We start from the raw sequence: 10,299 nt of genomic DNA on the forward strand, positions 1-10,299 counted from the left end.
AGTTTGTTAATATTAATGCTAACTATACATTTGCAAAATGGCTGGCAACCATTAATTTGTTTTCGACGTGAACCTGTTAGTACAGCAAGATTCCCCTTGCTGGTGTATAGTGTGCGTCCACGTCCGCACCCCGGAATGCCAACCGGATACACCAGCAAGGGGTTCGTTTTTAACCCTTCAGTAGCAAGTAATAGTGATCATCATCCCCGACATAGTGCGACAAAATCGGCAGCTTTCAGAGAGCGCAAAAGCGTTCTGCGGGGTTTTGATCAACCTGTGCCTGGAAGCGGGCGGGCCGGTCACGCAGTCGAACAACGAACTGGCAAAGCTCGAAAACACTTCGTTTGTGACGGTTTCAAAAAACATCGGTGCACTGGAAGATGCCGGATTTATTCGCACAAGCATCGACAAGGATGCCGGAAACAAACGCTCGATCTGGCTCACCGAAGCACTCGTGAACGCCATCAAAACCGAAAAATTTCCGGCCGCTGGCCTATTAAACAATGCTTTAATAGCCACGCTACCTATTAAAGAAAATATTAACACCCTATTAAAGAAAGTTTTAATAGCTGACGCACCTATTAAAGATAGTTTTAATAGCCTATTAAAGGATTATTTAATAGGTCAAGGTTGTCAATTTGCTGAAAATCAGACCGTTATATTGCCTACTAAAGAAAGCTTTAATAGCCCCACCGAAATTTCAGGGCGAACGCCTATAGAGATATATAAAAAAGAGAATAGAGATAGTATTAATATAAACTCTAAGAATCTTAATGTTAGTATTAATAATAATCTTGGCGTTCAACTCGAAAATGAATCCGACTCGAAACCGGAACCGGCTTCACCGCCTGACCCGATGCGGCCCGGATCACACGCCGTGATTCCGTACATCACGGTCGGACAGCAGCGAATTACTCCCGACGAAATCGGCCTGCTGCTGAAGATTCGAGGTGTGCCGCATGAGCGAACTGCACCGTACGTCGAAGAGAACCGGGGCAAGAACTACAACGACATGGACGAGCTGCGCAATCTGGTTCGCACCTGGCTCCGGGCGCAGAAGCCCGAAAAGTCGAAACCTAAACTCACCATCGAAGAGCAGGTTAAAAATCTTCGCATTGAAATCTCCAAGTACCGACGTGAACATCCGAACCTCTATCCTGACGGATTTTACAAAGACTTTCTCGATTACTGGTCAACGCCCAACAAAGCCGGAACGCTGATCTTACGAGAAACCAAGACCTTCTTCAATATCGGCCAGACGATGGCCTACTCGTACAAAAACATCTACATTCCTAATCTTGAACGCAGTGAAAAACGAAACAACAAATCAGGTGGCAGCAGCAAAGGCGGTGGCGGTGATAAAACCTCAGGACACGTTGACTTTAGCCAGTTCATTACTGGCCGCACAGAAGAAGGGGGTGAACCTGAAGGCGGCATCGTTGACGGAGATGCAGAATTTGTTGAATGAGCTGGTCGATTTACTCGGCATCAAAGTCGCACCGGCCATGAAGCAGCAGCACGACATGAGCCTGTTTAAGCTGGTGGTCTTTATGCAGCAGGAATACCCGACGCTGAAGGTAGAAGAGATATTGCTGGCGTACCGTACCGGCATCAAGGGCGGGCTGCCCGATGGCGACGGTGGTAGCTTCGAGATGTTTGCCGAGTTGAACCCTCGTTCGTTCGGCAAAGTGATGTCGGCTTACAAAAACCTGCTCCGGGAAGAAGCCGAGTCGCTGAGAATTCTGCGGAGCCGGGAAGAGCGCGAGAATCAGAAAGCCTTACCGGAGACGGCTCCCCCGACCCCGGAAGAACAGTACAAAAAGGGGAAATTCCTGTTTGAGAGTGCCTATTACGCGATTAAAGCAGGTAAAGTCTACCGCGACCTGAATAATCTTCTCTATGACTGGCTTTACAGTGCTGGCCGCATTCCGTTTTCGCAGGAACGGAAAGCTGAAATGCTGCAACGAGCGAAGCAGATGGTGCGGAATGAGAAGGCCACAATGGGCGCAACCGGCAACAGCTCTGAACACAAAAAGGCCCGCACACTAGCCGAAATCATCGATACGAACGGAGTTGTCTCTGCTGAGGAAGGCCAAGACCTTTGGAAGCAAATTTACAGCCAGGCGAAGCAAATCGCTTTCGAAACGCTGATCAAGGAATTGATCGAGATGGAGATTACCCCCGAAGAGTTTTTCAGTGAACAAGAACAATAACCAAAAAATGCTCAAACAAAATGGGAATCTATTTGAACATCAAGCAGAGACAAATCCCGGATCAGAAGTTGTACAACTCGATTCGGAACGAGACGTACAAAAAACCGATACCGGATCGGTCTCAGCATTTGCGCTGCGATACGGGGGAAATGCACGATGGAAAGCCCTTCGTCATTCTGGTGGCTCCTGACAAGCTGGAGGCTAAAAAGCTGAAGTATCCCCATCTCAGGGTATTGATTGAAAGCGACGTTCACGATTTTCTTCGGTCAAAACTATGACACTCGGATTCAGAATTATGTTCAAGGGTACTAGCCGCCCGACGAACTTCGAACAGAAGATCCTTTCCGGCTCAAAAATTCACACGATCCGGGAGGATGTAAACAACCGCTGGCGGGTCGGAATGCCGATTCAGTTCGCGGTTGGTGTTCGCACAAAGCATTACCGCAAGTTCATGGATGGCACCTGCAAAGGTCGTCAACTGATCTATATGGAGGCCGTTTCGGGTGGTATTCTCCAAATCGCAATTGCCGACTCTGAAACTTCCGATGCCCGCTGGATGCTGGACGACGAGATTATTGACCTAGCCCGTAACGACGGCTTCGATTCGGTAGAAGAGTTTACGAGCTGGTTTCGGCAGGTTGTCCAGGAGCGGGGCGGTGTGGCCACATTCAAGCTAATTCACTGGACCGATAAACGCTACTGATATGCCGCAACAGCAATACACCATTGATCAGGAGATTCAATGCCTGATCCGCGAAATCGGACTGCGAAAGTCTGTGTACCCCAAGCGTATTGAGTCCGGCAAGCTGAAGCAGGAAAGTGCCGATTACGAGATTGCGGTCATGGAGTCAGCCCTGAACCGTCTGAAAGCTTTACGTTTCCTAATGTCAAATCTTCTTCAATAATCAATTCTAATGGATGCAGTTACACCCATCTTGCCATTGTTTCAAAAGCGTAATGCTTTGAACAAAAAAATGAGGGCTTTAAATCGACTGGCAATTGTCAGGTACGACGAGGCACTGACAGCACTTCGTGAGAAGCTGCTTAAAATGAACTGGGTTCCGATTAAATCTAATGAGTTTTGTGGGCAATACGAGATAGGCAACGACTTCTTGAGTCTACTCGTAGGGATCAAAGCAATTGATCAATCCGAGAGCGCCGGGCGTGGTGGAATGCGACACTATAAATTAAGATCAAAGTTGTTCGACATCACGGGTGAGCATGTGGCATTGTACCGTCGGGGAATGAATGTCGATTCAAATATTCAGAATGAGGCAGAAAATGACCTGGCTCATAAAAATGAAGTCGAAGAATGTAAAACCACAATCGCGCAATTGCGGTCTCAGCTTCAAAGTGCTACAGCAGAAAGGATTCGGGCCTTGAACTTAAATGTATTGTCCGATGAAATTTATGGTATCAATCGAGACAAGGGGTTTTACGATGAAGTACAATCCTTGTCGCATTACATGATGCTGGTGGTTACTGAGGTCAGCGAAGCTGTTGAGGCAGACCGTACGGGCAAATGGGTTGAGGTTGATATTCGATTATTTATGGAGTCAATCAAGAACTTGACAGATAGCCAAAAAATAGAACACTTCAATAACCTTATCAAACACAGGGTAGAGGATGAGATGGCCGATATAATTCTGCGCATCTTGAGCTTCTGCGCTCTGAAGAGTATTGATATTGATGCTCATGTAAGGGCTAAACTCAATTATAACGCCTTGACCGGAAAAAACGGCAAGGCTTACTAGAACCTCAATTTAATTACTCAAACAAAATATCGAATGGAAAAAGTACAGGACGTTTTAGAGGCATGCACCCAGGAGGGGAAGTTGCTCCGACTCCCGGATGTACAACTGGACCCCAAACTTTACCGGAAGTTTGCCAAAGTTTTAGAAGGACTTGGTGGAAAATGGAAAGGCGGTAGTGTGCGGGCGTTTGTTTTCGAACAAGACCCGAGCGATGAATTGAAAAGCCTGCGCGAAGACGGCATTCGTAACATGGCCTCGGAGTATCAGTACTTCCCGACTCCAATGAACATCGCGGCTGAGCTGGTTCAATTGGCCGACATCGAAGCACATCACTCGGTACTGGAGCCATCGGCCGGCACGGGCCATATCTGCAAAGCTGTCTGGAATGTTCACCCAAAAATCAAGATCGACGTTTTCGAACTCTGGGGCCGGAACATCAAAGTAATCCGGGAGCTGATCGAGAAGCGGGCGCCCATGGAGTTTCGTGGTGCTGACTTTCTCAAAAAGGAAGACAACCGACTCTACGACCGAATTATTGCCAATCCACCATTTGCCAAAAATCAGGATATCCTTCACGTTCGCAAAATGTACGCGTGCCTGGCTGACGAAGGCCGACTCGTGGCTATTATGTCTCCGCACTGGAAGTTTGCCAGCGATAAACCGAGTCGGGATTTTCGAAAGTGGATGACTGACGTTGACGGTAATTTCCGTGATCTACCCGAAGGCGCATTTGCAACATCCGGTACAAATGTACGCTCATGCGTCGTCGTAATCGATAATTAGTACCCTTTTCAGTTAGTATTACTATTAATTCCTCAAACAAAATAACTATCATGAAAAAAGTAATCATTGCCATTCTGACCGCTGCCGTTCGCGAAAAGACACCCTGTTCAATCATCGTTAAAGGAAATGGGGGAGTGTTGTACTTGGTCGGGGCTTCAAATGCTAAATCATTGCGATTTGCCACTGAACCAACCGCTGAGTTTACTTCGGTGAGCCTTGATATTATGGAATCGCTCACGTCAGACCCAGCCGGTGCCCTAACGCTCGAATGTGAGGCTGGAGCAATTACGGTTAGTCAGTCTCAGAATGCCTACACAATTACGATCGGTGATACCTCTATCGCTTTTCTGAAGCCGTTTTTGAGTGACCCGTTCACTCCTCCGGCAACGTCAGAGATTCAAAGCAGCCCAGCTGTATCACCACTTTACGCCACCAACCGATGAGGCCCGTAGAATTTCCCGAACAAAATGGAGTTTTGGGACCACCGCAACAGTGGCCGGATGATCAGCCGGAAGTAGTACCACTGCCGGTATTCCGTGATGGCTGGAACGTTATCTCATGCTGGGAGCTAACCGACGACGAAATTGAGGTCATGCGCGTAACGAAGCGTATTTATATTGGGGTTGTTGGGGGACCGTCACAGCCGCCGATCTTTGCTACTGCTCTACCGCCTTTTACGAACGTCGAAGATGGAGAATAACCTGAAAGTTATCCTTATCTACACGGCGGTTCTGCTCACGTTGGCCGCACTTTGCTTTTTCCGTGGACGTCGCCTTGATGTCCACGGAAAGTGGGTAAGAGCCAATTGGTGGTACGATGCTGCGCTGGTGCTCGTCGGAATCTGGATCGCGGCACTTGCATTTTTTGCCTACATTACGTTTTTCTACTGATCCCTCATATGGCTCCATCTATGCAAATCAAGTCCGTCATCGTGAAATACCTCACGGTAAACGGCAAAAGAATAAAGCGGTATTTTTTCGAATGGCACGAACGGAGAAACTTAGGAATGCAGGTGCTCCGGCTGAAGCTCTTCGACTCCGACAGCAATCCGATTGGAAAAGAGCAGAGTGTCAAACTCGAAAAGGTTAAGCAGGTAGGAACGGTCACGGTTGATGGAAAAGAGAGGCCGCACTACGACCGCCCGATCTGGTTCGCGCTGGATATGGATTTCGAGCTACCTGACGCGACATCCTTTGAATACCGAACCGTAAACGTCTTGAAGAAGTCTGACCCGCTGACGGGTATTATTTCGACCGATCGGGAAGACCTACGGGCATTGTGAAAAATTATTTAATAAAAATTATGCGATTATGTTTTGAAAGTTAACTATAATATTAACTTTGTAATCGCTACGCGAATCTCAGTAATGAACATTGGTAAGATTCAGACTGCGTTGCGTGATTTCGTAACGCAGTTTTCTCTACATCGCGGGGAGGTTGTTGGTCACCCTCCGGTCTCATAAGCCGTGACTACGCCGGTTCGATCCCGGCCCCCGCTACAAAAGGTTAAGGGTTTAGGAATAGAAACTGGAAACGCTCCGACGAATTGTTCGGAGCGTTTTTTTGTTATAGATACTTAAACAAAATCTCTTATGAGCACAACAACTACAAATGACATCTGGGAAGGTGTAGATGCAGAAACCGATTTTATCAATGGTGGTGATTTACTGGATTATATGATGAGAGCGCCAGCTCACCGAAGTGTAGATGATATGCGCCAGTTAATAAGCAGAATGGCGATTGAACGTTTTTTTACACTTGAAAAGCCGTGGTATATGATTCCTTCGTTCAGAGCGAACCTGAACAGTAAAGTCGTGGGTGTAACCCATATTAACTCTGATGTAGATCAGAGTACAAAGACCTACACAATGAATCTTTTGCTTGAATTTCTGTAGTCTAAAACAAATTATCTTTACTCATAGTTAAAACGAAAAGCCCCGGCATGACTGTCGGGGCTTTTACATTGAAAAAGGGTGGTATCGTCTGCTGTGCTTATTTCGTTAATGCCGTCGTCGTAGCGGTCACGGCCAGGGTGACAAACAGAATCCTCCAACCCCAGTTTTCAATTCTGGCCCAGTTAAAAGGTGGCTTTGTCGGCGGGGGCGGTGAGTCGTTGGACTTGGAGGCCGTTTTGACGAGCTGTTTTAACTGGAGGTTTGCGCGCCCAAGCTGGGCTATAATGGTGTCTTTCAGAGCGAGGTTCTGCTTATGGAGGTTGATTTCCTGTTCGAGCAGTGCGACCCGGAATTTGGTTTCCAGTGCCAGCCGGGCGCCCTCGGGGGTCAGCGTGACGGAAGCTGGCTTCACTGGCCGTGCCGGGATCAGACGGAATGTATCGATAGACACCTGCTGCGGCTGCTGGTCGATTGAACACTGCGTCGATGTCGCCCTGCAAAGCGTCGTCAGGCAGAGAAATAAGGAAATTATGATACCGAATCGAGTCATTTTGTAGCGATAAGATTTGTGCTTGATGAATCTTGATTTGACGATTCGCGAACGACGTATCCATTTTCAGAAAGACCATTTCGCTATGCAGGGAAATAATCGAGTCCTCCAGATCGGCCTCCCGTTGTGACGTGTAGGCAATTCGGTGGTTGTCGCAACCCCGCAGGGCGTAGAAGATCAGAATGAGCAGGGGGCCGAGGCTGAGCGGAATCGGACTCCAGAACCAGTCCCAGAGGGGCTTTAAAACCATACCGACCCGTTTAGTGATGCCCTGAAAGATGCTGCTCAGGTTCAGGCCGCGAAGAAATGTCCAAATTTTAGTTATCATGGGAAATTGCTGTCGGCCTGATCGCCGGGGGATTTAAGTTTAACCGTGTCTGCAATTCGTTCGGGCTGCCTGGACTCGGGTGTGTCTGGCTCCGGCAGGTCGCCTACATTGTTTTTGCGCTCACGAAGCGACAGCGTTTCCCAGGGGCAGGTTGCGCATTTTTTGTGCTGCGTGTGCAGGCGTGTTGCCCGGTTGTATGCCTTGGCAAACTGGCAGGTGTCGCAACGGTAGATGGCCGTGCTATCGACCTCGGATTTGGCGACCAGTACCGAATCCGACGACCAGTGTTGGTCTTTCGGATCGTGATTGACCTCCACACAGGAGGTCAGCGCACTAATAGATAGGGATGTAATAAGGACGAACGATGCAATAAATGTCCTTCTTGTTCCGAAGCTTTTCATCATAAACTCCTTCTTTGCCGGTGGGCTTTTTGATGGTTGATACTCCCCGGTCGGAGGTGTTTCCTTCGACGGTTTTGCAATACACTGAGCCTTCCTGCCAATCCTCCAGAAGCCCGACGTGCCAACGCGACTGATAATAGAAAACCACGACATCGTTCCGCGTTGGCTTTTTTCCGGGCACCGCCCCGCCAGATCGTGACCAAACGATGTGCTTTTTCTTCCGTGCCCAGTTGCGAGCGAGCGGAGCGTATTCAATGTCCAGTCCCCAGCCTGCCTTTTTAATCGCCCACTCCAGCGACGTGCCGCAGTACGCGGAGTTTGCCGGTAGCTGCTTGTGGTACGTTTGGTTGAACGTTGTAATGCGGGGGTGGTCATTGCGGTTGGTTTTCTCTCGGACGGTGTTTTCGAGCTTCAATACGCCTACAGGATCAAGCCCCTCTACAGGGTCAGGTCTTGTAGGCTGAGCGGAAAGAAATGCAGGAATGCCAAAAAGAAGAGCGTAAACAGAAAGCAGAAAAACATGACGCGACGGGCCGGACCGGGCTGGTCGAGATTCTTCAGGTCGGTATACAGATCGAAGTCTTTGGAGGTCCATCCGTTGAGGTATTTGTAAACTGGTGGAAAAAGCATGAAAAACATTAATACAGAGGCCGCGACGGCTGAAAGGCAGGGGATGACTGCTCCGACAACCTTTTTCAGAAACAGAATCCTGAAATCGCCAATGGCATCAGCCGCTTCCGGGACGTACAGCGACAGGTTGTTGTACCAGGCTGCTGCCATAAACCAAAGCAGTGCGATACTTCCGGCGTACAAAAGCGGCTTCAGGTGGGGGAGGTACCGAATGAGCAATCCGTCGTGCGATTCAACTGCCGGTTCTGGCTTTGCGGGTGTCGCTGCCTCGGTTTTAGGTTCAAGCGCCTGTTCCAGTGCACCCGCCGTTGTTTTGCCGAGCCAGTCGAGCGGATTGAATTCGTTTGCTTTTGCGGCCTGCTGCCGTTCTATTCGCTCCGTGTACCGATCCTGAGGGTGTTTCTCAGGAGCTGGCCAGTAGGCCGCTACCTGTTTTTTTCGACCGAGATAAAGCATCAGCCCCAGAAAGGCCGCGATAGCAAATAGAAATCCACTAAGAAGCATGTTGGTGAAAGATGGGAGCCGGTCAGCTTCGACCGACCGGCTCAGGTGGAGAGTTGATTATTCTTCAGCGTCTGGTTCGACGTTGACGAGTTGCGCCTGAAAAATACCAGTGACCGTCTGCCATCCGCCGTAGGTCTTGTAGTAGCCTGCCGGACGCGTGAACAGACCGAAGCGCGCCGAGGGCGTGAAGACCCATTTCGGGTACTTCGTCGTGTCGTAAGACCGAACCCGAAAGTCAAGGTCAAGCGCGAACGTGTCCGCGTCGTACGGGGCAATCTGGAGGGCTGCGAAGCCGAAGCTGGTCTGAGCGACTTCCTTCTGCTTAACGATGTGAACGTGCTCCAAAATCGTTTGCAAACAAGCCGAGTTCGGACTCATGATCAGGATTTTATCCTGACCCAAGGCGGTGTCAATGGCCGGATCGTAATACCACTCAATCGGCAGCTCGTTGTACATCTTTGCCGCATCGGTGCCCAGGTCATTGATGCCGACGATTTTCTGCTTACGCATGTACGTTACCAGCTTCAGGCCACCAATAACAATCAATTTTCCGTTGATGCCGTGAACGGTTTTGATGTTGCCCAGGAAGTCAAAAAAATCGTCCCGTTTCCGGCCTTCCTTGTCGTACAGGTAAATCTCCGTGGCCGTATTCGTGTTGGTCACGAGGTTGGTACCGATGCCGGAGATGACGGCCGCCAGAGCTGCCGCGTTGATCGGTGACAGCAACCCTTCTTCGACCGAATCCGCGAACTGCGCTCCGATCTGCCCCAGCATTTTGTACTCACCGGCAGACCCGGAAACGTTGTTGTTCAGGCTTTCGAAGTACGATTCGGCTTCGTCCTCCATCGTGGCGAAGTCAATCGTCTTGAACTCGATTTCGTACTCCTTATGAAGCGCGTAATCGACGTTGACGGTTGTGGGGGCTGCCGGACGGTCCAGCCCATTAGCGCCCGGTTGGGTAACCTGACGACTGGATCGCTTGGAGGTCGGCGACCACTGACGGGTGTAATTCAGCGACACCCGGGCGATAATATCTTCTTCGCCCCCGGACCCCTGCACGAACGACATTTTCTGATTCTTGTTCGCGTAGGTGGCACTCATCGCTTCCGTCAGCGTAGCGTTTTGCGGGGAGCGCAGCGCCTGTAACGTACCGATGTTGTTAAACTTGCGGCCATTTTCCATCGTGTGCATGATGGATGCACGAACGATCCGCGCGGGGCCAAGGTTAATGTTGTTTGCCAT

The 10,299-nt window shown here is 49.5% G+C and carries 17 protein-coding genes; 12 read left to right on the plus strand and 5 right to left on the minus strand.

Going from position 1 to position 10,299, the window contains the following annotated elements; all coding sequences use genetic code 11:
• The first annotated feature begins 193 nt into the window (after positions 1-193).
• The 12 genes from ACYVH9_RS22405 (at position 194) to ACYVH9_RS22460 (ending at position 6,644) form a co-directional block, all read left to right on the plus strand.
• Positions 194-1,468, plus strand: coding sequence for a hypothetical protein (locus ACYVH9_RS22405; RefSeq protein WP_460638644.1), 1,275 nt, complete (start codon positions 194-196; stop codon positions 1,466-1,468).
• A complete protein-coding gene (locus tag ACYVH9_RS22410; protein WP_460638645.1) occupies positions 1,449-2,213 on the plus strand; it encodes a hypothetical protein in 765 nt (254 codons plus the stop codon). The genes ACYVH9_RS22405 and ACYVH9_RS22410 overlap by 20 nt, the downstream gene beginning before the upstream one ends.
• Positions 2,214-2,233: 20 nt before the next feature.
• Positions 2,234-2,491, plus strand: a complete 258-nt coding sequence (locus ACYVH9_RS22415) for a hypothetical protein (RefSeq protein WP_460638646.1) — start codon at positions 2,234-2,236, stop codon at positions 2,489-2,491.
• 17 nt (positions 2,492-2,508) lie between these two features.
• A complete protein-coding gene (locus ACYVH9_RS22420) occupies positions 2,509-2,916 on the plus strand; it encodes a hypothetical protein (protein ID WP_460638647.1) in 408 nt (135 codons plus the stop codon).
• Between the two features lies 1 nt (position 2,917).
• A complete protein-coding gene (locus tag ACYVH9_RS22425; protein WP_460638648.1) occupies positions 2,918-3,118 on the plus strand; it encodes a hypothetical protein in 201 nt (66 codons plus the stop codon).
• A 9-nt stretch (positions 3,119-3,127) separates the two neighbouring features.
• Positions 3,128-3,967, plus strand: coding sequence for a nucleoside triphosphate pyrophosphohydrolase family protein (locus tag ACYVH9_RS22430; protein ID WP_460638649.1), 840 nt, complete (start codon positions 3,128-3,130; stop codon positions 3,965-3,967).
• A gap of 33 nt (positions 3,968-4,000) precedes the next feature.
• The gene (locus ACYVH9_RS22435) at positions 4,001-4,750 is read left to right on the plus strand and encodes a methyltransferase (protein WP_460638650.1); all 750 of its coding nucleotides are present in this window, start codon (positions 4,001-4,003) and stop codon (positions 4,748-4,750) included.
• A gap of 50 nt (positions 4,751-4,800) precedes the next feature.
• Positions 4,801-5,193 carry a hypothetical protein gene (locus ACYVH9_RS22440; RefSeq protein ID WP_460638651.1) on the plus strand — a complete coding sequence of 131 codons (393 nt, stop codon included), beginning with the start codon at positions 4,801-4,803 and terminating at the stop codon, positions 5,191-5,193.
• On the plus strand, positions 5,190-5,450 hold the full coding sequence (locus ACYVH9_RS22445) for a hypothetical protein (RefSeq protein ID WP_460638652.1): 261 nt from the start codon (positions 5,190-5,192) through the stop codon (positions 5,448-5,450). The genes ACYVH9_RS22440 and ACYVH9_RS22445 overlap by 4 nt, the downstream gene beginning before the upstream one ends.
• The gene (locus ACYVH9_RS22450; protein WP_460638653.1) at positions 5,440-5,640 is read left to right on the plus strand and encodes a hypothetical protein; all 201 of its coding nucleotides are present in this window, start codon (positions 5,440-5,442) and stop codon (positions 5,638-5,640) included. The genes ACYVH9_RS22445 and ACYVH9_RS22450 overlap by 11 nt, the downstream gene beginning before the upstream one ends.
• A 20-nt stretch (positions 5,641-5,660) precedes the next feature.
• The gene (locus ACYVH9_RS22455) at positions 5,661-6,032 is read left to right on the plus strand and encodes a hypothetical protein (RefSeq protein ID WP_460638654.1); all 372 of its coding nucleotides are present in this window, start codon (positions 5,661-5,663) and stop codon (positions 6,030-6,032) included.
• A gap of 309 nt (positions 6,033-6,341) precedes the next feature.
• A complete protein-coding gene (locus ACYVH9_RS22460) occupies positions 6,342-6,644 on the plus strand; it encodes a hypothetical protein (protein ID WP_460638655.1) in 303 nt (100 codons plus the stop codon).
• A gap of 311 nt (positions 6,645-6,955) precedes the next feature.
• On the opposite strand, the gene ACYVH9_RS22465 is transcribed toward ACYVH9_RS22460, so the two are convergent.
• From ACYVH9_RS22465 to ACYVH9_RS22485, 5 genes are read right to left on the minus strand one after another with little or no spacing between them, the layout of a single operon-like run.
• Positions 6,956-7,522 (minus strand): hypothetical protein, encoded by a 567-nt coding sequence (locus ACYVH9_RS22465; protein WP_460638656.1) that lies wholly within the window; start codon positions 7,520-7,522, stop codon positions 6,956-6,958.
• The gene (locus ACYVH9_RS22470) at positions 7,519-7,839 is read right to left on the minus strand and encodes a hypothetical protein (protein WP_460638657.1); all 321 of its coding nucleotides are present in this window, start codon (positions 7,837-7,839) and stop codon (positions 7,519-7,521) included. Before ACYVH9_RS22470 ends, ACYVH9_RS22465 begins: the two co-directional genes overlap by 4 nt.
• 16 nt (positions 7,840-7,855) lie before the next feature.
• Positions 7,856-8,338 carry a hypothetical protein gene (locus ACYVH9_RS22475; protein WP_460638658.1) on the minus strand — a complete coding sequence of 161 codons (483 nt, stop codon included), beginning with the start codon at positions 8,336-8,338 and terminating at the stop codon, positions 7,856-7,858.
• A gap of 23 nt (positions 8,339-8,361) precedes the next feature.
• Positions 8,362-9,057 (minus strand): hypothetical protein, encoded by a 696-nt coding sequence (locus ACYVH9_RS22480; RefSeq protein WP_460638659.1) that lies wholly within the window; start codon positions 9,055-9,057, stop codon positions 8,362-8,364.
• A 57-nt stretch (positions 9,058-9,114) separates the two neighbouring features.
• Entirely contained in the window at positions 9,115-10,299 is a 1,185-nt protein-coding gene (locus tag ACYVH9_RS22485; protein ID WP_460638660.1) for a hypothetical protein, read from the minus strand.

The organism is Larkinella harenae, from assembly GCF_054780515.1.

Excerpts from the sequence above, each read along its gene's own strand:
- ACYVH9_RS22410 (WP_460638645.1), top strand. The coding sequence starts at position 1,449 with ATGCAGAATTTGTTGAATGAGCTGGTCGATTTACTCGGCATCAAAGTC.
- ACYVH9_RS22415 (WP_460638646.1), top strand. The coding sequence starts at position 2,234 with ATGGGAATCTATTTGAACATCAAGCAGAGACAAATCCCGGATCAGAAG.
- ACYVH9_RS22420 (WP_460638647.1), top strand. The coding sequence starts at position 2,509 with ATGTTCAAGGGTACTAGCCGCCCGACGAACTTCGAACAGAAGATCCTT.
- ACYVH9_RS22425 (WP_460638648.1), top strand. The coding sequence starts at position 2,918 with ATGCCGCAACAGCAATACACCATTGATCAGGAGATTCAATGCCTGATC.
- ACYVH9_RS22430 (WP_460638649.1), top strand. The coding sequence starts at position 3,128 with ATGGATGCAGTTACACCCATCTTGCCATTGTTTCAAAAGCGTAATGCT.
- ACYVH9_RS22435 (WP_460638650.1), top strand. The coding sequence starts at position 4,001 with ATGGAAAAAGTACAGGACGTTTTAGAGGCATGCACCCAGGAGGGGAAG.
- ACYVH9_RS22440 (WP_460638651.1), top strand. The coding sequence starts at position 4,801 with ATGAAAAAAGTAATCATTGCCATTCTGACCGCTGCCGTTCGCGAAAAG.
- ACYVH9_RS22445 (WP_460638652.1), top strand. The coding sequence starts at position 5,190 with ATGAGGCCCGTAGAATTTCCCGAACAAAATGGAGTTTTGGGACCACCG.
- ACYVH9_RS22450 (WP_460638653.1), top strand. The coding sequence starts at position 5,440 with ATGGAGAATAACCTGAAAGTTATCCTTATCTACACGGCGGTTCTGCTC.
- ACYVH9_RS22455 (WP_460638654.1), top strand. The coding sequence starts at position 5,661 with ATGCAAATCAAGTCCGTCATCGTGAAATACCTCACGGTAAACGGCAAA.
- ACYVH9_RS22460 (WP_460638655.1), top strand. The coding sequence starts at position 6,342 with ATGAGCACAACAACTACAAATGACATCTGGGAAGGTGTAGATGCAGAA.
- ACYVH9_RS22465 (WP_460638656.1), bottom strand. The coding sequence starts at position 7,522 with ATGATAACTAAAATTTGGACATTTCTTCGCGGCCTGAACCTGAGCAGC.
- ACYVH9_RS22480 (WP_460638659.1), bottom strand. The coding sequence starts at position 9,057 with ATGCTTCTTAGTGGATTTCTATTTGCTATCGCGGCCTTTCTGGGGCTG.
- ACYVH9_RS22485 (WP_460638660.1), bottom strand. The coding sequence starts at position 10,299 with ATGGCAAACAACATTAACCTTGGCCCCGCGCGGATCGTTCGTGCATCC.